Annotated in this window: 13 protein-coding genes and 3 rRNA genes; 11 read left to right on the plus strand and 5 right to left on the minus strand. The window is 45.1% G+C overall.

The features are described 5' to 3' along the window. Window positions 1-2: 2 nt before the first annotated feature. Window positions 3-1,916 carry a DNA topoisomerase (ATP-hydrolyzing) subunit B gene (gene gyrB, locus SPTER_RS22430; protein ID WP_144352416.1) on the plus strand — a complete coding sequence of 638 codons (1,914 nt, stop codon included), beginning with the start codon at window positions 3-5 and terminating at the stop codon, window positions 1,914-1,916. Between the two features lie 46 nt (window positions 1,917-1,962). On the opposite strand, the gene SPTER_RS22435 is transcribed toward gyrB, so the two are convergent. Continuing rightward, window positions 1,963-3,048: an FUSC family protein gene (locus tag SPTER_RS22435; protein ID WP_144352417.1), complete on the minus strand. Its 1,086-nt coding sequence runs from the start codon at window positions 3,046-3,048 to the stop codon at window positions 1,963-1,965. A 299-nt stretch (window positions 3,049-3,347) separates the two neighbouring features. On the opposite strand from SPTER_RS22435, the gene SPTER_RS22440 reads away from it, so the two are divergent. Continuing rightward, on the plus strand, window positions 3,348-4,343 hold the full coding sequence (locus tag SPTER_RS22440) for a beta-ketoacyl-ACP synthase III (RefSeq protein ID WP_144352418.1): 996 nt from the start codon (window positions 3,348-3,350) through the stop codon (window positions 4,341-4,343). Window positions 4,344-4,425: 82 nt separating this feature from the next. On the opposite strand, the gene SPTER_RS22445 is transcribed toward SPTER_RS22440, so the two are convergent. Continuing rightward, window positions 4,426-4,905: a YbaK/EbsC family protein gene (locus SPTER_RS22445; protein ID WP_144352419.1), complete on the minus strand. Its 480-nt coding sequence runs from the start codon at window positions 4,903-4,905 to the stop codon at window positions 4,426-4,428. Window positions 4,906-5,045: 140 nt separating this feature from the next. On the opposite strand from SPTER_RS22445, the gene SPTER_RS22450 reads away from it, so the two are divergent. Then, window positions 5,046-5,573, plus strand: a complete 528-nt coding sequence (locus SPTER_RS22450; protein ID WP_144352420.1) for a hypothetical protein — start codon at window positions 5,046-5,048, stop codon at window positions 5,571-5,573. Window positions 5,574-5,575: 2 nt separating this feature from the next. Here the strand turns inward: SPTER_RS22450 and SPTER_RS22455 are convergent, their stop codons facing one another. Then, window positions 5,576-5,911, minus strand: a complete 336-nt coding sequence (locus tag SPTER_RS22455; RefSeq protein ID WP_144352421.1) for a L,D-transpeptidase — start codon at window positions 5,909-5,911, stop codon at window positions 5,576-5,578. A gap of 319 nt (window positions 5,912-6,230) precedes the next feature. Here SPTER_RS22455 and SPTER_RS22460 point away from each other — a divergent pair, with 319 nt between their 5' ends. The 4 genes from SPTER_RS22460 (at window position 6,231) to SPTER_RS22475 (ending at window position 12,482) form a co-directional block, all read left to right on the plus strand. Beyond that, window positions 6,231-7,820: a methyl-accepting chemotaxis protein gene (locus SPTER_RS22460; protein ID WP_170233373.1), complete on the plus strand. Its 1,590-nt coding sequence runs from the start codon at window positions 6,231-6,233 to the stop codon at window positions 7,818-7,820. 209 nt (window positions 7,821-8,029) lie between these two features. Continuing rightward, the gene (locus SPTER_RS22465) at window positions 8,030-9,955 is read left to right on the plus strand and encodes a PrkA family serine protein kinase (RefSeq protein ID WP_144352423.1); all 1,926 of its coding nucleotides are present in this window, start codon (window positions 8,030-8,032) and stop codon (window positions 9,953-9,955) included. A 20-nt stretch (window positions 9,956-9,975) separates the two neighbouring features. Then, on the plus strand, window positions 9,976-11,181 hold the full coding sequence (locus SPTER_RS22470; RefSeq protein WP_144352424.1) for a YeaH/YhbH family protein: 1,206 nt from the start codon (window positions 9,976-9,978) through the stop codon (window positions 11,179-11,181). Continuing rightward, a complete protein-coding gene (locus SPTER_RS22475; protein WP_144352425.1) occupies window positions 11,181-12,482 on the plus strand; it encodes a SpoVR family protein in 1,302 nt (433 codons plus the stop codon). Before SPTER_RS22470 ends, SPTER_RS22475 begins: the two co-directional genes overlap by 1 nt. A 56-nt stretch (window positions 12,483-12,538) precedes the next feature. Here the strand turns inward: SPTER_RS22475 and buk are convergent, their stop codons facing one another. Beyond that, on the minus strand, window positions 12,539-13,612 hold the full coding sequence (gene buk, locus SPTER_RS22480) for a butyrate kinase (RefSeq protein ID WP_144352426.1): 1,074 nt from the start codon (window positions 13,610-13,612) through the stop codon (window positions 12,539-12,541). Window positions 13,613-13,704: 92 nt separating this feature from the next. Beyond that, window positions 13,705-14,334 carry a sporulation membrane protein YtaF gene (ytaF, locus tag SPTER_RS22485; protein ID WP_144352427.1) on the minus strand — a complete coding sequence of 210 codons (630 nt, stop codon included), beginning with the start codon at window positions 14,332-14,334 and terminating at the stop codon, window positions 13,705-13,707. A gap of 253 nt (window positions 14,335-14,587) precedes the next feature. Here ytaF and gyrA point away from each other — a divergent pair, with 253 nt between their 5' ends. The 4 genes from gyrA to SPTER_RS22505 all read left to right on the plus strand — a co-directional run bounded on the left by gyrA (window position 14,588) and on the right by SPTER_RS22505 (window position 23,014). After that, entirely contained in the window at window positions 14,588-16,981 is a 2,394-nt protein-coding gene (gyrA, locus tag SPTER_RS22490) for a DNA gyrase subunit A (RefSeq protein WP_144353049.1), read from the plus strand. A 791-nt stretch (window positions 16,982-17,772) separates the two neighbouring features. Continuing rightward, window positions 17,773-19,327, plus strand: a 16S ribosomal RNA gene (locus SPTER_RS22495). 234 nt (window positions 19,328-19,561) lie between these two features. Continuing rightward, window positions 19,562-19,678 (plus strand): 5S ribosomal RNA (gene rrf, locus SPTER_RS22500). 338 nt (window positions 19,679-20,016) lie between these two features. After that, a 23S ribosomal RNA gene (locus tag SPTER_RS22505) occupies window positions 20,017-23,014 on the plus strand. Together the 16S, 23S and 5S rRNA genes form the textbook arrangement of a ribosomal RNA operon. The last annotated feature ends 37 nt before the right edge of the window (window positions 23,015-23,051 follow it).

A 23,051-nucleotide genomic window follows, 5' to 3' on the forward strand; every position in this document is an offset into this window, starting at 1 on the left:
TTATGGCAGATATGAATGATACAACAGTTAACGGCAATTATGGCGCGCAGCAGATTCAGGTTCTGGAGGGCCTGGAAGCTGTGCGTAAACGTCCGGGCATGTATATTGGCAGTACTTCGTCCAAGGGGCTTCACCATTTGGTATACGAGGTAGTCGATAATAGTATTGATGAAGCATTAGCAGGTTTTTGCGACAGGGTTGAGGTAACTATTCATAATGATAATAGTATAACTGTCATTGACAACGGACGTGGTATTCCGGTTGATATGCACGAAACCGGCAGACCGGCTGTTGAAGTTGTGCTTACCATATTGCATGCCGGCGGTAAATTTGGCGGCGAAGGCTATAAAGTTTCCGGTGGTCTCCACGGTGTCGGTGTATCGGTAGTAAATGCACTGTCAGAGTGGATGGAAGTGGAAGTAAAAAGAAATGGTAAAATTCATTTTATCCGTTTTGAACGGGGGATTACGGCACAAGATCTTACCATCATTGGTGAAACCAGTGAGACTGGTACTAAAGTTTGGTTTAAACCAGACCAGGAGATTTTTGAGGAAATCGAGTATAGCTTTGAAACCTTAAAAAACCGTTTACGGGAACTGGCTTTTCTTAACCGAACCTTGACAATAAACCTTGCGGATGAGCGAAATGAAGTAAAGGCCGAGTTTTATTATGAAGGTGGAATTACCTCTTTTGTTGAGCATCTAAATAAAAGCCGGGATGTTGTGCATAAACCGATTTATTTAAACGGCTCCAAAGAGACAACTCTGGCTGAGATTGCCATTCAATATAACGATGGTTATGTTGAGAGTATCTATTCTTTTGTTAATAATATAAATACCCAGGAAGGCGGAACCCATTTAAGCGGGTTTAAAATTGCCCTGACCCGGACAATTAATGATTTTGCCCGTAAATTCAATGTACTCAAAGATAACGACGAAAATTTAAGTGGCGAAGATGTCCGTGAAGGTTTGACCGCTGTTATCAGTGTAAAGATTCAGGAGCCGCAGTTTGAAGGACAAACAAAGACTAAATTAGGTAACAGTGAAGTCAGAGGGATTATTGACAGTATTGTGTCGGAAGGCCTTAACGAGTTTTTTGAGGAAAACCCAGCTGTTACTAAAAAAATTATTGAAAAATCGGTTACCGCTTCACGAGCCCGTGAGGCTGCCCGTAAAGCGCGCGAATTAACCAGGCGTAAAACAGCGCTTGAATCAAGCTCATTACCTGGAAAACTGGCTGATTGCTCAATTAAAGATCCTGATCAAACAGAGATCTATCTGGTAGAAGGTGACAGCGCCGGCGGTTCGGCCAAACAGGGACGGGACCGGCGGTTCCAGGCTATTCTGCCATTACGGGGAAAAATCCTGAATGTAGAAAAAGCGCGGATGGATAAAATCCTTAACAATTTAGAAATCAGGGCGATGATTACTGCCTTTGGCAATGGAATTGGCGAAGAATTTGACCTTGAAAAACGACGATATGGTAAAATTATTATCATGACAGATGCGGATGTTGACGGCTCACATATTCGCACCTTATTATTGACTTTCTTCTATCGTCACATGCAGCCATTAATTCAAAGCGGACATGTATATATTGCGCAGCCACCGCTATATCTTGTGAAAAAAGGCCGGGAAAGCTGGTATCTCTACAGTGATGCCGAAATGGATAATCTGCTGACCAGAATTGGCCGGGACAATATTAATGTTCAGCGATATAAAGGGTTAGGCGAGATGAATCCTGAACAATTATGGGAAACAACTATGAATCCGGAGACCAGAACTATTCTAAGAGTTGACCTGGATGATGCCATTGCTGCTGATGAGATATTTTCAATACTTATGGGTGATAAAGTAGAACCGCGCAGAAAATTTATTGAGGATAATGCTAGTAAAGTAAGAAATCTGGATATCTAATGACATGAAAAAGAAGCTGTACCGTTTCGTACAAGCTTCTTTTTTACTAGTTAGTTATTTTGCTGACAGTACATTCATATAGCAGCTTTTTAGCCTGGCGGGAGGCCCATTTAATTTCATTTGCGGTTACGGCCACATCAAGTAAAGGGTGGAGATAATAGCTGCCTGTCAGTGTTGCCTGCCACAATTCAATTGCCTGGGTAAGCTTTTCCCAGTAATTTTCACTGATTTCCTCTGGTACGGCTATTTGCCTGTTAATAATGATAGACCGTAACTTGCTATTGACTCTGGTTATCGTAATACAGCCACTTGCCAGTATCTCCAAAATTTCTTGAAATTCCGGGCTAACCGGCTGCAGACCTGATTGCAGCCGCCGGTCAAATCTTGCCGGCAGGAGCTCGTAAATTCTATCAGCCTTACCGATCAGAGATTGGTTATAATCAATAAATTTTTCGGTAATGGTAAACCAGTTGGGCTGTTCCGCTTTACCGGCATTTAATAAATCGCCTTCACGGCTTAGAAATTCCCGTAATTTACGTGTTTCTTTATTGAGTTGATGAACATAATCTTTTTGTTCCGGGTATAATGCCGGTCTGATATTATCGAGTTTGACATAATCTTGAACAGCCTGGCAAAAATATAGGACTGCCTCTTTATTGCTTTCTTCAAGTTTTTCCTTAAATTGTTGCCGGTAGCGGGGCGGCCAGAGGATAATATTGGTGAACATGGCTACACTTAAGCCCACAAATATTACCGCTGACCTGGCCAGGGCATGGGGGATAAATTGTTCGGCGCTGGCGCTTAAGACAAATAATGCAGCAATAATTCCCATTGTTACACTGCTTTGAAAGTTGAATTTAATGTGTAAAGCTATTAGCAGTATGGTGATGAGACCCATAACCATTGGATTACTCCCGGCCAGGTAACCCAAAATGAGGCCGGTTGTTACGCCCAGAATATGTACCAGTATTTGATCCTGGGCTGTTTTTACCGATAGGAAGATGGAAGGCTGCATATTTATAACAGCAGAGACAGCACCAAAAAAAGCAGGCTCAAGGTTAAGCAGTTTGCAAATATACATAGTAATTGTGACTGCAATCCCTGTTTTTATAATGCGGGCACCAATTTTCATGTATAATCCCTTCTTTTTCGCTGTTTTTCAAATAGAATGCTTTATACTATAAGTTGCCTTTAAAAATAAGGATATTAACAGGGTAACACCTAAAAGAAGTAATACATATATGATTAAACAATACATAGCTGCTATCCTGCCTGAACCCCGGTAATTAGTATAATTAACCAAAAATTCGACACTCGCGTAATTTTTATAGCCAGGTACTAATTCTAGGTATTATATGTTAAATTATTGTGGTATAATAGTTTCACTGCTAGGTAATAGAGGTAGGAAACATGAAATGAGGGGGCCCGTTTGTGAAGGAAATATCTGTAGGAATTTTAGGGATAGGCTCATATGTTCCAGAAAAAATTATTACCAATTTTGATTTAGAAAAAACTATTGATACTTCAGATCAGTGGATTGCTGAGCGTACCGGCATTCGGGAGCGGCATGTTGTAGCTGAAGGGCAGGCAACATCAGATTTAGCTACTAAGGCAGCCGAGAGGGCCCTGATAGATGCCGGGATTAGCGGCGGGGAGATTGATTTAATTATTGTTGGCACTGTTACTCCGGATATGCAGTTCCCATCAGTTGCCTGTTTAGTTCAAAACAATATTAAAGCGAATCATGCGGCCGCGTTTGATTTAACCGCAGTATGTTCAGGCTTTGTATACGGACTTGCTACAGGCAGCGCTTTTATTAAAACAGGCACTTATAAAAAAGTTTTAGTTATTGGTGCTGAAGCTTTATCGACAATTACCGATTGGTCGGACCGTAATACGGCCATCCTGTTTGGCGATGGAGCTGGAGCTGTTGTTTTAGGTGAGACAGAGCCCGGAACTGGCATTCTTGGTATTGATTTGGGGGCAGATGGCAATGGGGGTAACCTTTTACGCGTGCCTGCCGGCGGTTCACGTCTGCCGGCCACAGCGGAAACAATCTCCCAAAGACTCCATTATACCCAAATGGATGGCAATGAGGTTTTTAAATTTGCGATTAAAGTAATGGGGGAAACTGTAAATAAAGCTCTGGAAACTGCCCGGCTTACGGCAAAAGATATTACTTGTCTTGTACCACATCAGGCGAACATGAGAATTATCCAGTCAGCAGCTAAGCGATTAGGCTTGCCTATGGATAAGGTTATTGTTAATGTTGATAAATATGGCAATACATCGGCTGCATCGATCCCGCTTGCTCTTGATGAAGGTGTTAAAAGCGGCCGGATAAAGAATGGCGATGTAATTGCTTTAGTTGGTTTTGGCGGGGGTTTAACATGGGGAGCCACAATTATTAAATGGTTTAAATCCTGATTGCAGCTAGAAAAATCCCGCTGGTATTGTCCAGCGGGATTTTTCATTATCAGCAAGTATAGCCCTGCAGCGGCAGCAGGCTTTATTTTACATCAATAACTTTACCTTGAGTGATTGTCAATAATTGCTGGGGTGTAAGACAAAATACATCAAATGGCGTACCGGCAGCTGCCCACACCTCGCTATAGTGGAATAAGTCCGCGTCAATAAAGCATGTAAGCTGGTTAACATGTCCGACAGGTGGAATGCCGCCGATGGCAAAGCCGGTGATTTCCTGAACATAATTAGCATCCGGGCGGGATACAGTTTCGCCCAGATATTCTTTCATCTTTTTTTCATTAATACGATTATTGCCGCTAGCAACAATCAGCACAGGCTGGCCGCTGGTTTTTCCCCGGAAAATCATAGATTTAACGATTTGTCCTACTTCACAGCCAATCGTATTGGCGGCTTCAATACAAGTGCGGGTGGAATCCTGCATTGTCACTACTTTAAGTTCAAGACCGTATTTGTTAAGTTCTGTCTGAATTCTGGCCGCGCTTTTTCCTAATATTCCTGACATAATTGCATCCTCCTGGCTGAACAATAATTAATTATGTATTATTATACAATATTTGTCACAAAAGTGAAGTGTTTTTAGCATTTGCCTAAATTAGGGCATATAATACAGCAACATAATGTTCCAGGAAAGGGAGATGTGTAATGACTGACAGAAAAACAGATAAATTTCAAGGATGTTGTCAGCTCAATTTTAATATATTGCCTGCCAATAAACCGGCCGCTGTAGATGCCGGTTTCTGGGTTCAGGCTACAGCCAGTGGTGAGATATGCGGTTATGATTGCGGCGGCAGTATATCAATTTCGGCAGAAGGGCTCATCCCGTTAGGTGTATATACCGTCTGGTTTGAGACTGACCGGGGCTTGCGCCCCGCAGCCCCTACTGATGCCGTATATACAGCTGACGGCTTTGATCCTAACAGGCTGGTGGTTAATAGTGACGGAATACTTAACTATTATGTGGGACCGCTAAATTTTAATCCGTTTAGAGGTATACCTCTAAATGGCAGTAAAAGTACGGCAATTATTTATGGGGTTGTTATTGGTTTTAACAGTTATCGGACTACCAATGGCACTGTTCCCGGTGAATTTAACGTAAATTTTTTTGAACAGCTGCGGGCCGATGTTAATTTTAGAACAGTAAGCAAAACTGCTCCGGGGAACAGTGTTTAGGATTAATAAAGAATAGTGACCGGGGTGCCGACAGAGATCATTCTTGACAGCTCTAACGCATCCTGGTTATACATACGGATACAGCCTTTTGAGACAGCTCCGCCGATGGACGAGGGATTATTAGTGCCATGGATGCCATAGTGTGGCTGATTTAATCCCATCCATATGGCGCCAAACGGACCGCCGGGATTGGAAACTTTACTTACAATAAGAAAGTTACCTGTTGGAGTAGCAGTAGATACTTTGCCAACGCCGACAGGATAGGTTTTGATAAGTCTGCCGTCTTTAATCAGCGTCAAGGTCCGCCGGGACAGAGAAATTTTAATTAGATTAGCCAATTAGATCACCTCCGTTACTATAGTATGCTGATAGGGGCAGATGTGACGCGATGAAGAGCTGCAGTCCCCCCGGCAGCGTGTTTTGTAAATAATTAAAAGAGTTGTGAATTTTTTAACAGGTAAAAGATAAATAGAAGGAATTTACTGAAATTTACCGAACTAATAAATTTAGTTGGTATTATTTAGTAATTAATAAAATTGAAGGGAGTGACTTACAAAAATGGCGCAATTACTAAAATGGCTGCAAGGAATTAATGGTAAATTGGCACTCTGTCTATTTTTTACAGGCATAGCTCCTTTAATGGGAAGTATGCTGTTGATGGAAATCCTATCTCCGGCTAAGTTTCAGGCATTTATTAATACATATCTTATCGTTGCGATTGTAATATTAGTATTATGGACGCTGTTTGTTACCAGAGCTATAGCCAATCCAGTGCACGAATTACTGGCCAGTTTGAGAGAAATGGCAGCAGGTGGCGGCGACTTGAGCAAAAAGTTAAAAATTCAAACCCAGGATGAAATTGGCCAATTAGCCTACACGGCGAATAATATAATGGGAAAAATTTCGGATTTGGTAGGTGAAATTACTCAGATTAGCGGCAAAGTATCGGTGGCAAGTAAATATCTGTCCGAATATACGACACAGACCACAGAAGCTATGCGGCAAACTACGGAAAATATGGGAGAAATTGCGGCCGGGGCTTGCCGGCAGGTAGCGGATATCGAACAATGCAGTCAGTCTGCGATCCATGCCAGCACACAAGTACAGGATACAAACCGTCTGGCTGCCCAGACCGTTGATCTGGCTAAAGCAGCCAATGCCAGTGCCATAGAGGGTGTCGGCCAGGTTAAAGAAGCGATTATAACCATGACCGGGGTTAAGAATCAGATGGATATATCTGCTCAAGCTATCCATGGGCTGGCGGAAAGGATTAGTCAGATTGGGCAAATTGTTGAAGTAATCACGGCGATTGCGGCGCAGACTAATCTTTTAGCACTCAATGCTGCCATTGAAGCGGCCAGGGCTGGTGAGCAGGGCCGGGGGTTTGCCGTGGTCGCCGATGAAGTGAGAAATTTGGCAGAAAGCTCACGGCAGTCGGCAGAAGAAATAACCAGCCTGGTATTGGGAGTACGCCAGGAGACGATTAATACGGTGGCAGCGATTGAGGATGCTCTTAATCAGGCCAGTAAGGGAGCAGAGATGGCTGGTGGTTCTGAAGCTGCATTAAACCGCATTATCACGATTAGCCGACAGTTAAATGAACAAGTTACATTTATGGCTAAGAATACAGCCGGAGCAGCCACTGATATTGAGAATATCGCTGTCAATATTGGTGAAATTACGGCGATTGCTCGTCAGTTTTCCGGCGCTAGTCAGGAAATTAATGCTGCCAGTGAAGAGGTTTTTGCAACAATTGAGAAAATCGCAACATCTGCGCATGAGCTTGATAGTATGGCGCAAAGTATGGAAGAAATGACAGCTCAGTTTACCGCTGTGGATGAGACCACCAGAAAAAGGATTAAAGAAAAACTTGACAAAGCGCGGGCATTATTAATGCAACATGGAATTATAGCCATAAATAATAATAATCAATTGACTGCGGGTACTGTAGTCATAAATAATAATGACCGGCTTGTTGATGAAATCGCGCAAGCGGTCGGCGCTGCTTTTACTGTTTTCCAGGGCAATACGCGGATTGCCACAACCGTGACTACAAAATCAGGCCGCCGGGCTATTGGTACATCTGCAGCTAATTATGTTGAAAAAGCAGTACTGGAACGGGATACCGAATATATTGGCCGGGCAACGGTAATGCGTCAGTGGTGTATTGTCAATTATGAGCCGCTCAAGGACAAACATGGGCGTATTATCGGTATGTTATTTGTGGGTGAAAAGTTAAAAATCTGACAATAAGCAAAAAAATATGGGCAATTGATGTGATGTATAATCCATCAATTGCTTTTTTTTTATTAGGACAGGCCCAATTTTTTTGTGAAGGTAATAAATTAGTAAAAAGCAGGTTCTTTTCTAATATGACATAATACAAAAGAATATTGAAAAATTTAGAATATTATTTAAATTGCTTTTTTATAAATACAAAAAAGGAGGCATGGAATATGGCCTATGATTTTGAGAAATTAATCAAACAAGATCGGGATGACCATAAACAATACAAGTTTGAGGGGACGCTGTTGGATTATCTGACAATCGTAAAAGAAAACCCCGGTTTAGCGGTACTGTCACATCAGCGGATGTATGAATTGCTTGTAAAATCAGGTGTTGATACAATCCAAACCGAAGAAAATCCGCGGTTAAAAAGGATTTATGGTAATGATACCCTAAAGCGTTATAGTTTTTTTCAAAAAAAGTTTTTTGGTATTGACAAAAGCATTATGAAAATCATGCGTTATTTCCATTCGGCGGCAATGAAAGGGGAAGAATCCCGTCAGGTTTTATATCTGGTCGGTCCGGTTGGGGCCGGTAAATCTTCGATTATGGAAGCCTTAAAACAGGCACTGGAGATGAGCCCGCCGGTCTATGTTCTTAAAGACTGCCCAATGCGGGAAGAGCCGCTTCATCTTATACCGAAACATCTAAGGCCGCAGTTTGAAGAAATGCTGGGGATCAAAATTGAAGGAGATTTGTGCCCTAGCTGCCGGTACCGGCTCAAAAATGAATTTCAGGGCGAGTTTGAGAGGTTCCCGGTGACGACATCTGAATTTTCTATCCGTTCGCGCAAAGGTATTGGCGTTGTACCGCCGGTTGACCCTAACAACCAGGACACATCCGTTTTGTCCGGGTCTGTGGATATCTCTAAACTTGATCTTTATCCTGAGGATGACCCGCGGGTATTGTCTCTTAACGGTGCTTTTAACGTAGGTAACAGAGGGGTTGTAGAATTTATCGAGGTATTTAAAAATGATGTGGAATATCTTCACACAATGATCACTGCTACGCAGGAAAAGTCAATTCCCTCTCCCGGTAAAGGCGCAATGATCTATTTTGACGGCATTATTCTGGCCCATTCCAATGAAGCAGAATGGAACAAGTTTAAATCCGATCATACCAATGAAGCGATTCTTGACCGGATTGTCAAAGTGGAAGTACCCTATTGCCTGGAACTTGACGAAGAAGTTAAGATATACCGCAAAGTATTGAAAAATAGTAGTTTTAATGCTCATATTGCTCCGCATACCATTGAGGTGGCTTCGATGTTTGCTATTCTTACCCGGCTGACACCCTCGGCCAAGGTCGATGCGTTTACTAAATTAAAAATTTATAATGGTGATGAGATCGTTGAAAAGGGATCGACCAAGAAGATTGATATATTTGAACTGCGGGATGAGGCACCACGGGAAGGTATGTCCGGCATTTCTACCCGCTTTATCATGAAAGCTATTGATACTACATTATCAGAATCAGAGTTTAATTGTATTAATCCGATTGCCGTTATTGAGACAATGGTTAAAGCAACAAAAGAACTGGCGATTGCCGATGACGAAAGGAAAAAGTACCTTGGTTTTCTGCAGGATACTGTTAAAAAGGAATACAATAAGATTCTGGAAAAAGAAGTAACTAAAGCCTTTATCCATGGTTACCGGGAGCAAGCGGAGAGCCTGTTTAATAATTATCTTGATCATGCCGAAGCTTATGTTAATGCAACTAAGCTAAAAGATAAAAGTACCGGGGAAGAACTTGAACCGGATATTAAATTTTTACAATCCATTGAAGAACAGATCGGGATTACCGGTACAGCCGCCCAGGGCTTTAGACAGGATGTTACTTCTTATATGTTTTCCGTGATGCGGGGGGGCGGAAAAATTGAATATGAAAGCTATGAGCCCCTGAAAGAAGCTATTGAAAAGAAGCTGACAGCTTCTGTGAAAGAACTTTCCCGTATTATTACCCAATCCAGAGTCCGGGATAAAGAGCAGGACGGCAAGTTTAATGCCATGGTCGAAGCCATGCAAGATAATGGTTATTGCCCGCATTGCTGCAATGTGATATTAAAATATGCCGCCAATAATCTGTGGAAGGACTAGTGGGGCAGCGGAGGTGACCTATGGCAATTTTTAAGGAGGGGCGTACAGGCCAGTCAGATCGCTCTCAATATGATCGCAAACGCCATCGGGAACTGGTGGAGGATGCTATTAAGCGCAACATGGGCGAGATTATTGCCGATGAAAGTATCATTGGTCAAAGTAAAAATAAGAAAATTAAAATACCGGTTCGGGGCATCAAAGAATATCAATTTATCTATGGCAAAAATAATGGGGGAACAGCCAGCGGCACAGGCCAGGAACAGCGTGGCCAGGTAATTGGCCGCAGCAATAATCAGCAGGAAAAAGGGATGGGGCAGGCCGGCAGTGAACAGGGTGAGGACATCTATGAGATTGAAATCACCATGGATGAAATTATTAACTATATGTTTGAGGATATTAAACTGCCGGATCTGGAACGGAAAAAATTTGCCTTGCAGGAGTCAGAGTATAAATTTAAAAAAGCAGGATATCAGCGTAAAGGGATTCCGCCGCGTTTGGCTAAGAAGCGCACAATGGTAGAGAAAATCAAACGTCAGCAAGGGCTTATCCGGGAAAAAGTATATGCAGAACCTGATGGCGAGGATAATCCGCAGGAGCGGGCGCGAGTGCCTTTCCGCGAAGATGACCTGCGTTACTTCCGGGTTAAGGAAGATATTCGGCGGCACTCAAATGCAGTTGTTTTTTGTATTATGGATGTTTCCGGTTCCATGGATCAAAGTAAGAAATATTTGGCCCGCAGTTTCTATTTTTTGCTGTACCAGTTTTTGCGGTGGAAATATGAGCAGGTAGAAGTCGTGTTCATTGCTCATACCACAGAAGCCAAGGAAGTCAATGAACGGGAGTTTTTCCATCACGGCGAATCCGGTGGCACCATGATATCGAGCGGTTATGCAAAAGCGCTTGAAATCGTTGAACAGCGTTACAGCCCTACCGTTTGGAATATCTATTGTTTTCATTGTACAGACGGCGACAACTGGACCGAAGATAATCCGAGAACGATTGACAGAGCAAGGGAGCTGGTTAGTGTCAGTAATTTATTTGGCTATGTGGAGATACTTGCCAATTACGGTTATGGAGCAACGATTCGCCGCGAATTAGAGCAAAAGATCAAAGATGAAAATTTTATTATTGTCTCTATGGGCAGCAAAGATGATATTTGGCCGGCTTTTAGAAGGGTGCTGGAAAAGGAAACAGAAACCGGGGCAGCAACCGGGGGTGAGAATTAATGCCGACAGATTATACGATTAGTGAGCTGCAAAACTGGAATGATCAGGTTGAAATATTGATTAAAAAAAATAAGCTTGATTGTTATGAGCAGCAATTTGAACTTTGCAGCTATGAGGATATGTTATGTTATGAAGCCTATGTCGGTATGCCTTCCCATTATCCCCACTGGAGTTTTGGTAAAACCTATGAGCGGCAAAAAACCTTTTACAGCTATAATCTAACCGGGTTACCTTATGAAATGGTAATTAATTCAGACCCTTGCCTTGCCTATTTAATGCAGGATAATACGCTGCTTTTGCAGGTATTGACGATTGCTCATGTGTATGGGCATAACGACTTTTTTAAAAATAACCGCTTATTTAAGCAAAACACCCGGGCGGAACTGACTGTTGAAATGTTTAAGAGCCATGCCGGCCGGGTACGGGACTATATCGCCGATCCCAGTATCGGACCCAAAAAGGTGGAGCGTATCCTTGATGCTGCTCATGCCCTTAGATTTCAGGTTAGGCGAACAGGCGAAGGTAAACTGCCGAATAGAACTGAGCTGGCGCAGGAGACGTCTGATGAGGTTCCTGAGCGGCTAAAATGTGATTTGCTGAGCTATTTAAGTGAACGTGGTAAACTGACCTATTGGGAGAAGGATTTAATTAATATAGTTAGAGAGGAAACCTTCTATTTTCTGCCCCAGATGGAGACGAAAATAATGAATGAGGGCTGGGCGAGTTATTGGCATTATTTGCTGCTCAATCAAATGAAGCTGGAGCAGGGGCTGCATTTTGAATTTCTACAGCGTCATAATATGGTTATCAGGCCGTTTGAAGGCAGTATCAATCCCTATTTTATTGGCTTCAAAATCTTTGAATATCTTGATAGAACTGTTGGCCGGGAAAAAATCTTTGAAATACGGGCGCAAGAGCGTGATCAATCCTTTTTGCGAAGGTATTTAAACAGGCAGTTATGCGAAGAGTTGTTTTTGTTTAATTATAAGGTGCGTGGCGTTGATATTATCGTGTCTGAGGTAGCTGATGAAGAGGGCTGGAAAGCAATTCGAGATGAATTAGCAAATTCCGTGGGTTTGGGTATGGTGCCGGAAATAAATCCTCAAGGTGTTGAAAATGGAGTATTAATCCTGGAGCATGTTTATGACGGGCGAGAACTAGAAATAAATTATGCTAAAGAGACGATTAAATATATCGCGGATTTATGGGGCGGTAAGGTAGATTTAAAGACCAAGCTGAATAACCGGGATAAGGTTATCCGGTGTACTGATGATAAAATTGTATCTGTCTGGGACTTGTAAAATTTAAGAAACTCCCCCTTGATAATGGCGATGGCCTTCGATCAAGGGGGAGTTTCTTATGCTATGTATTCCCGGGCTGCTTCTTCACCGGTAAGGACGCGGTACGCGCCTTCAGCCAGGGCCTGTAATTCATTTTCACCAGGCATGACAGTAACAGGCGCAAGAAAACCGATATACTCTTTAAGCTTGCCTGTCAGTTGCTCTGAATAGGCGATACCGCCTGTCAGAATAATATGGTCCACTTGGCCGCAGACCGGTACGGCAGCCGCCGCAATACTTTTGGCAATTGTATAAATCATAGCCTGATAGACAAGTGTTGCTTGCTTATCACCGGCTGCAGCGCGGTGTTCAACCTCGCGTACATCATTAGTACCCAGATAGGCTACCAGACCGCCTTGGCCGGCTAACAGCCTGGCGATAGCAGCATAGTCTAGTTTTTCAGCAATCACTCTCGCCGCAAGTTGCCCGGCCGGCAGTGTTCCGGCCCGTTCCGGTGAAAAAGGCCCTTCGCCATCAAGAGCATTATTCACGTCCAAAACTTCACCGCACGCATGGCAGCCTACCGAAATTCCGCCTCCGAGATGGGCCACAATCAGCTTGAGGCTGTCATACGGACGATTAATACTTTTGGCAAAACGTTTGGCAGCAGCTTTTTGGTTAAGGGCATGAAAAATACTTTTGCGGCCTATCTCAGGCCGGCCGGTAATACGGGCTACAGGTGCCAGTTCATCAACAACTACGGGATCGACAATATAGCCAGGGCAGCCGCCTTGCCTGGCAATAAGGTCGGCCAGAATAGCACCCAGATTACTGGCATGGGCTCCATAGCGGCTATGCTTCAAGTCCGCCAGCATACAGTCGTTAATTTGATAAGTACCGCTTACCATTGGTTTTAGCAGGCCGCCGCGGCCAACCACCGCTGAAAAATCTGACGGGTTAACATTTTGACTGGCTAAAAAAGAATTTATGTTTTCCAGACGAAACTGTATCTGATCGGTAATACTGAAAAATTGAGCAATGTCTGTGGTGTTATGGCTAATATTTTGGGCAAATACTTCTTTGGTGTCCTGGTATAGGCCAATTTTAGTCGAGGTTGATCCCGGGTTGATTGTTAAAATTTGATACGTCATGATGACCTCCTAATAGCATCCATGTTATATCCTTATTGTAGTATTAAAACTATAGTTTGTTAAGCAAAAATAAAGGAAATAAAAATACCTGGCTAAACCAGGCGTATAATCCCAAGGATAATTAAAATCGCGCCAGGAACATAAGGAAACCGTTTTTTTAGATCAGCAGAAATTAAGCGGGCAGCGGCGCTTATTCCCACAGCAATCAGCAACATCTGAATAAAAGTCATGATTGCCGGGGTATAAAGGGGGAGGGGCTTAATCAGGGCAGCGGCAAAAGTTGCCACCATATTATCAAGACCTAAGGCTAAACCGAGCAATAGGGCTTCCGAAGGGCTGATAGAGCGGGAACGGTCAAGATCAGCTGTCTCCGGGTCGCTCATAATACTGATAACAATACGCCCGATACGGAGTTTTAAGGGAGGCTTAGCGGTTGGGTCTCCCTGTGGTGCCTTGTTAGTAATATATTCGTGAAATATATTCCAGGCGCCGATAGCAATTAAAAGCAATGATCCGGCAGCAACTGCCAGCGCGGTATTAATAAATGAACCTAAGTAATAGGCGAATGCCATTGCAGTACCGGTGGAGAGTGCAGTGATCACACCGATCACCGCCAGTGACTTGGCCGGCAATTTTATTGATTTTATACCATAAGCTACGCCGGCGGCAAAAGCGTCAATACTGACAGCCAAGCCAAGTAATAGTACATAAAAGATGCTCATAAAATAGATGCCTCCTGTTGTATGATAAAACAGTTGTTCTTTTTCACGATTAGTATATGGAATACAGTAAGCAGCGGTTACCAGTCCGCGATTATTAGATACTTTTTATTGGTTGACGTGATTTTTGCAGGATTTTTTTGCATATATGGGGAAAATATAGTAAGATGTCGAGTATTGAGGTGGTTTTGTGGAAGATGGTTTAGGTTTAGATTTAGGTTTAGGTAAAGTATTGCCTATCAACATTGAAGACGAAATGAAAAATTCATATATCGATTATGCGATGAGTGTAATTGTTATGAGGGCATTGCCTGATGTTCGCGATGGCCTTAAACCTGTTCACCGGCGGATACTTTATGCTATGCATGAAGCTGGTATGGCTGCCAATAAGCCGTATAAAAAGTCAGCACGTATTGTCGGCGAAGTTTTGGGTAAATATCATCCGCATGGTGATTCCTCGGTATATGATGCCATTGTTAGAATGGCGCAAAATTTCTCTACCCGCTATATGCAGGTCGACGGCCACGGTAATTTTGGTTCTGTTGACGGCGATTCGGCGGCAGCTATGCGTTATACTGAAGTGCGTATGTCACGGATTGCTGAAGAAATGCTGGCTGATATCGAAAAAGATACAGTCGACTTTGTCCCCAACTATGATGAATCTTTAAAAGAGCCGTCAGTACTGCCGGCAAAAGTTCCTAACCTGTTGATTAACGGTTCATCCGGTATTGCCGTTGGTATGGCTACTAACATTCCTCCCCACAACCTGGGAGAAGTAGTTGATGGCCTGATCATGATGATTGATAACCCGGCAGTGACTATCAACGAAGTAATGATGGCGATTAAAGGCCCGGATTTTCCTACCGGAGCTTTAATCCTTGGCCGTGAGGGTATTCGCCAGGCGTATACAACCGGACGGGGCAGCGTGAAAATCCGGGCCCAGGCCAGGATTGAAAATATGTCCAGTGGTAAGCAGCGTATTTTAGTTACCGAATTGCCTTATCAGGTTAACAAGGCCAGAATGATTGAAAACATTGCCGGTCTGGTTCGTGATAAGACTATTGAAGGCATTACCGATCTCCGGGATGAGAGCGACCGGAAGGGTATGCGCGTAGTTATTGAGTTAAGGCGTGATGCCAATGCTGATGTTGTTTTAAATCAGCTCTATAAACACACGCAAATGCAGGATACCTTCGGGGTTAATATGCTGGCCCTTGTTAACGGCCGTCCCAAGGTACTTAACCTGTTAGAGGTTCTCCACCATTACATTGAGCATCAAAAAATTGTAATTGTGCGCAGGACAACGTTTGAGCTGGCTAAAGCCCGGGCCAGAGCTCACATTTTAGAAGGCTTAAAAATTGCCCTTGATCATTTGGATGCTGTTATTAGGACGATCAGACAGTCGCAAACCCCGGAAATTGCTAAAAATGCTTTAATAGATGCATTTGACCTCAGTGAAAAGCAGTCCCAGGCTATTTTAGATATGCGCCTCCAGCGCTTAACCGGTCTTGAACGTGAAAAAATTGAGAATGAATACAAGGATATCATGGAGACTATCGAATGGCTGGAAGCTGTGCTGGCTGATGAGGGTAAGGTCATGAATATCATTAAAGAAGAGCTGCTGGATGTCAAAAAGCGTTTTGCCGATGAACGGCGTACCGTAATAACCAGCGATGTATCGAAGATGGAGATGGAAGATCTTATAGCTGAAGAGGATATTGTAATTACTCTGACTCATCAGGGGTACATTAAACGCCTGCCTGTTGACACCTACCGCAGTCAACGGCGGGGCGGTAAGGGTGTAACCGGGATGGGAACCAAAGAAGAGGATTTTGTTGAACATCTCTTTGTGGCTACAACCCATCATAATCTCCTGTTTTTCACCAGCAGAGGCAGAATGTACCGGCTTAAAGGATATGAATTACCGGAGGCTGGGCGTACTGCTAAAGGCACGGCCATTGTTAACCTGCTGCAGGTGGAAAAAGATGAAAAAATTACTGCTGTTATTCCCCTCAAAGAATTTAGCGCTAAAAGATACTTATTTATGGCTACACAAAAAGGTATTGTCAAGAAATCAGAATTGATGGAGTTTGACACCGCCCGTAAAGGTGGTCTGATTGCAATATCCCTGGATGAAGATGATAATTTGATTGGTGTTAAACTCACCAATGGTGAGCATGATATCATCATGGGTACCAGGGATGGTAAGGCTATTGTTTTCCGTGAATCCGATGTACGGGTCATGGGCCGTACAGCCCATGGTGTTCGCGGCATTAATCTTGATGGCAGCGATCAGGTCATTGGTATGGAAGTAGTGAAAAAAGACGGTGAAGTGTTAACCGTAACCTCTGAAGGGTATGGTAAACGTACACAAATTAATGAATACCGTATAACCGGCCGCGGTGGCAAGGGTGTCATTAATATCAAACCGAATTCGACCGAAAAAATTGGTTATGTTATCGGCATAAAGGTGGTTAAACCCGGACAAGAGCTGATGCTGATAACCAGTGACGGTATTATTATCCGGATGGAGATTGATACAATATCGGTAACTAGCCGCAGCACTCAGGGTGTTAAGGTTATGCGTACAGATAAAGACGATCAGGTTGTGGCGTTAGCGGTTGTTGAAAAAAAAGCGAATAATGATTAATTCTCACAGGGTTGGTGCATTCGCGCCAACCCTTTATTTTAGAAGCCGAGTGTCTTGACCACATTATCTTTTTAGTTTGCTGACGGCCAAAATGGCAAATGGCGGCGTCAGCCCCTCCTAGCAGACCCCTGCCAGTATGCGTCGTCGGTGCTTCCTTGCCATTTACCATTTTGTCTCGCCCTAAAACTAAAATATAACATGGCCAAGACACTAATTACCTTTCCTGGATAAGGAAAATGGACTTTTTCGGGAGGCCTGGTTTAAGCCTGGTCTTCTTTTTGCTAAAAATGCTTGTTTTGTCACTGCATATTGGTCTGATGGCAGTGGATTTGAGAAAATGCTATTGACATAAACAAGTCAGGCGTGATAATATAGTCAAGTCGATTCAATTACAAGGTAATTATAACCAAGTATGAATAATGACAGGAAAAAGTACTCAGAATAAAGATGTTGACACGATCAATCAAACGTGATAACATATAAAAGCTGTCGCATTTAAGTAGGCGACAACAAAAAGCACAACGGTTACAGGGCAAAATGTATGATTTGCGATATGCCCGTGATCCTAGCGCATCCATGCACGTCGGTCCCGGGCCAAGCGTATCGTCCTGATACGCCCGTGACACTAGCGCGTCCATGCGCGTCGTTCCCTGAAAACTGAACAATGTAAAGAAATGCATCATAACAAGCCAGATGTGCGGTGTGCTGCTTGCAGCACAAGCAACACAAATTTGATTTAATTGAGCCGATAAAACGGCTTCAATATATATAGTCGTAACCGACTATACACTTTATTGGAGAGTTTGATCCTGGCTCAGGACGAACGCTGGCGGCGTGCCTAACACATGCAAGTCGAACGGAGTAGTTAGCAATAACTACTTAGTGGCGAACGGGTGAGTAACGCGTAGACAACCTGCCTCTTAGCTGGGGACAACACCGCGAAAGTGGTGCTAATACCGAATGTGGTAACTCGGTTGCATAACGGAGTTAAGAAAGATGGCCACTCTAAAGAAGCTATCGCTAAGAGATGGGTCTGCGTCTGATTAGCTGGTTGGTGAGGTAACGGCTCACCAAGGCGACGATCAGTAGCCGGTCTGAGAGGATGAACGGCCACACTGGGACTGAGACACGGCCCAGACTCCTACGGGAGGCAGCAGTGGGGAATCTTCCGCAATGGACGAAAGTCTGACGGAGCAACGCCGCGTGAGTGAAGAAGGCCTTCGGGTCGTAAAGCTCTGTCGTTTGGGACGAACGTGGTCTATGTGAATAATGTAGACTAATGACGGTACCAAAGGAGGAAGCCACGGCTAACTACGTGCCAGCAGCCGCGGTAATACGTAGGTGGCAAGCGTTGTCCGGAATTATTGGGCGTAAAGGGCGTGTAGGTGGCCTGGTAAGTCGTGTGTCTAAGTGCGAAGCTCAACTTCGTATGGGCGCAGGAAACTGTCAGGCTTGAGTGCAGGAGAGGAAAGTGGAATTCCCAGTGTAGCGGTGAAATGCGTAGATATTGGGAGGAACACCAGTGGCGAAGGCGACTTTCTGGACTGTGTCTGACACTGAGGCGCGAAAGCCAGGGGAGCGAACGGGATTAGATACCCCGGTAGTCCTGGCCGTAAACGATGGGTACTAGGTGTAGAGGGTATCGACCCCTTCTGTGCCGGAGTTAACGCAATAAGTACCCCGCCTGGGGAGTACGGCCGCAAGGTTGAAACTCAAAGGAATTGACGGGGGCCCGCACAAGCGGTGGAGTATGTGGTTTAATTCGACGCAACGCGAAGAACCTTACCAGGGCTTGACATTGAGCGAAAGATTCAGAGATGAATCCCTATCTTCGGATACGCGAAAACAGGTGGTGCATGGCTGTCGTCAGCTCGTGTCGTGAGATGTTGGGTTAAGTCCCGCAACGAGCGCAACCCTTATCCTTTGTTGCCAGCGCGTAAAGGCGGGAACTCAAGGGAGACTGCCGCAGAGAATGCGGAGGAAGGCGGGGATGACGTCAAGTCATCATGCCCCTAATGTCCTGGGCTACACACGTACTACAATGGGCTTAAACAAAGCGAAGCAAGCCTGCGAAGGTAAGCAAAACGCAGAAATAAGCTCTCAGTTCGGATCGGAGGCTGCAACTCGCCTCCGTGAAGTCGGAATCGCTAGTAATCGCAGGTCAGCATACTGCGGTGAATACGTTCCCGGGCCTTGTACACACCGCCCGTCACACCACGAAAGTCAGTCACACCCGAAGCCGGTGGGGTAACCGCAAGGAACTAGCCGTCTAAGGTGGGGCCGATGATTGGGGTGAAGTCGTAACAAGGTAGCCGTATCGGAAGGTGCGGCTGGATCACCTCCTTTCTAGGGAGAACCGTTTGGGGTAACCCCCAAACTACTTCCAAGGTCGGTACATCTTGGCAGATGCACAACATTTACATTGTTTGGTTTTGAGGGAATGCTGCTGTTAGCAGAAATTACTTGTTGAAATATACAAGCAACGATGCTAACATAGATATTCCTGAAATAAATGAGGTTAGAAATTAACATTTCTAACTAGCGACCGTAAGGAACTAAAGTTCCGAACGTTTGCTTAAATCCAGTGACGATAGCTGTGGGGCTCCACCTGTTCCCATACCGAACACAGTAGTTAAGCCCACAAACGCCGAAGGTACTTGGCTGGAAACGGCCCGGGAGAGTAGGAAGTTGCTGGTTCCGGAACTGAAATTACCACAACCTACTTGTTGAACTCAACAAGTGGCTGTGATAACATAGATGTTCTGCTGTTCCTTGAAAACTGCACAGAAGAAAGCAAAAGTAAAATTACCTCTCATATGCAAATATGTAGAAGTAACTTAACGAAGCGCAATTAGGATTTATGTAAATGACTTAATCTTAGTCACAAGCTAAGTTTAAGTTGAGGCGGAGACTGGCTAGAAATGGACAGATGCTAGGCGGAGGGAGGACGCGAACGGAGTCGTACTGGAAGTACGTCGAAGAGAGCGCCCGGACTGACAACAACGCAGATGGCCGTTTATAGACAGTCGGAGCAAAGTCAAGTTAGTAAGGGCATATGGTGGATGCCTAGGCGCCAAGAGCCGAAGAAGGACGCGGTAAGCTGCGAAAAGTCATGGGGAGCCGCAAGCAGGCCCTGATCCATGAGTCTCCGAATGGGGGAACCCAATGGTGGTCATGCACCATTACCTAACTTAGGTTAGGGGGGCACCCGGGGAACTGAAACATCTAAGTACCCGGAGGAAAAGTAATCAAACGAGATTCCCTAAGTAGCGGCGAGCGAACGGGGAAGAGCCCAAACCTGTTTGGATGTTGGAGATTAGACATAGGACATTGGATAAAAGGAACGTAAAATATTCTTAGACTTCCAACATCTAAAATCTAACATCCAACATCCAAACAGGGGTTGAGGACTGACAACAATCAAATCAGGCTTAGCCGAATCATCTGGAAAGATGAGTCGCAGAAGGTAACAACCCTGTAGGCGAAAAGCAGAGTTTGAGGGTCAGAATCCAGAGTACCACGGGACACGAGGAACCCTGTGGGAAGCAGGGGGGACCACCCTCCAAGGCAAAATACTCGTGGCGACCGATAGCGCATAGTACCGTGAGGGAAAGGTGAAAAGCACCCCGGGAGGGGAGTGAAAGAGAACCTGAAACCGTATGCCTACAAGCAGTCGAAGGCCCGTATGAGGCTGACGGCGTGCCTATTGAAGAATGAACCGGCGAGTTACAGTATCCAGCAAGGTTAAGTGGCAGACACGGAGCCGAAGCGAAAGCGAGTCTAAAGAGGGCGAGAGTTGGATATTGTAGACCCGAAACCGCAGTGATCTATCCATGGCCAGGTTGAAGCGCAGGTAAAAATGCGTGGAGGACCGAACCCGTGAGCGTTGAAAAGCTTTGGGATGAGTTGTGGATAGGGGTGAAATGCCAATCGAACGCGGAGATAGCTGGTTCTCCCCGAAATAGCTTTAGGGCTAGCCTCAGGAAATTAAGTACAGACGGTAGAGCACTGATAGGGCTAGGGGCCTAATGGGTTACTGAACCTTGTCAAACTACGAATGGATGTACTCGAACCCTGGGAGTCAGACTACGAGTGATAAGACCCGTGGTCAAGAGGGAAACAGCCCAGACCATCAGCTAAGGTCCCGAATGCCGTACTAAGTGGCAAAGGATGTGGAGATACAAAAACAACCAGGATGTTGGCTTAGAAGCAGCCACCATTGAAAGAGTGCGTAATAGCTCACTGGTCGAGTGTCGCTGCGCCGAAGATGTCCGGGGCTAAAGTACGGAACCGAAGCTATGGCATTCCTAACGGAATGGGTAGGGGAGCGTTCTATACCCGGAGAAGGTATACCGTAAGGAGTGCTGGAGAGTATAGAAGTGAGAATGCCGGTATGAGTAGCGAAAAGACAAGTGAGAATCTTGTCCACCGAAAGCCTAAGGATTTCTGAGGAAGGATCGTCCGCTCAGAGTTAGTCGGGCCCTAAGCCGAGGCGAAAAGCGTAGGCGATGGACAACTGGTAAAAAGTCCAGTACCACCTGGAATCGATTGAGCGAGGGAGTGACACAGGAGGGTAGGCAAGCGCGAGGATGGAAATTCGCGTCTAAGCTTGTAGGGTGCATCACAGGCAAATCCGTGATGCTAAAACCTGAGGAGTGATGGGCAGCTGTTAGAGATAATGGCGAAATTGCTGATCCCAGACTGTCAAGAAAAGCTTCTAGTGAGAGACCAGGTGCCCGTACCGTAAACCGACACAGGTAGGCGGGGAGAGAATCCTAAGGTGCGCGGGAGAACCCTCGTTAAGGAACTCGGCAAAATGTCCCCGTAACTTCGGGAAAAGGGGAGCTTGTAAACCGTGTAGATCAGAAGCGAACGAAGCGGGAATGAGTTGCAAAAAAGAGGCCCAAGCGACTGTTTACCACAAACACAGGTGCCTGCTAAAGCGAAAGCTGACGTATAGGTGCTGACACCTGCCCGGTGCCGGAAGGTTAAGAGGAGAGCTTAGAGCAATCGAAGGTTTGAATTGAAGCCCCGGTAAACGGCGGCCGTAACTATAACGGTCCTAAGGTAGCGAAATTCCTTGTCGGGTAAGTTCCGACCCGCACGAAAGGTGTAACGACTTGGGCACTGTCTCAACGAGGGACCCGGTGAAATTGAAATACCTGTGAAGATGCAGGTTACCCGCGACTGGACAGAAAGACCCCATGGAGCTTTACTGCAACCTGACATTGAGTTTTGGTAAATGATGTACAGGATAGGTGGGAGACAGGGAAGTGCGGACGCAAGTCTGTATGGAGTCGATGTTGGGATACCACCCTTTATTTACTGGAGTTCTAACTCAAGGAGTAACGAAACTGAGGACAGTGTCAGGCGGGCAGTTTGACTGGGGCGGTCGCCTCCGAAAGAGTAACGGAGGCGCCCAAAGGTTCCCTCAGCGCGGCTGGAAATCGCGCGAAGAGTGTAAAGGCAGAAGGGAGCTTGACTGCAAGACAGACAAGTCGAGCAGGGACGAAAGTCGGGCTTAGTGATCCGGTGGTACCGAGTGGAAGGGCCATCGCTCAACGGATAAAAGCTACCCTGGGGATAACAGGCTAATCTCTCCCAAGAGTCCATATCGACGGGGAGGTTTGGCACCTCGATGTCGGCTCATCACATCCTGGGGCTGAAGTAGGTCCCAAGGGTTGGGCTGTTCGCCCATTAAAGTGGTACGTGAGCTGGGTTCAGAACGTCGTGAGACAGTTCGGTCCCTATCCATCGCGGGCGTAAGAGACTTGAAGGGAACTGCTCCTAGTACGAGAGGACCGGAGTGGACGGACCGCTGGTGTACCAGTTATCCCGCCAGGGGTAGAGCTGGGTAGCTACGTCCGGAAAGGATAAACGCTGAAAGCATCTAAGCGTGAAACCAGCCTTAAGATGAGGTCTGTCATTCGCAAGAAGTAAGGCCCCTTGAAGAAGACAAGGTAGATAGGCCAGGAGTGGAAGTGGAGCAATTCATGGAGCGGACTGGTACTAATAGGCCGAGGACTTGACTTACACCTCGTTTGCACGACGTGCAAACATAAGCAGCGAA

Origin of the sequence: Sporomusa termitida (assembly GCF_007641255.1) — a bacterium.
GTDB classification, from domain to species: domain Bacteria; phylum Bacillota; class Negativicutes; order Sporomusales; family Sporomusaceae; genus Sporomusa; species Sporomusa termitida.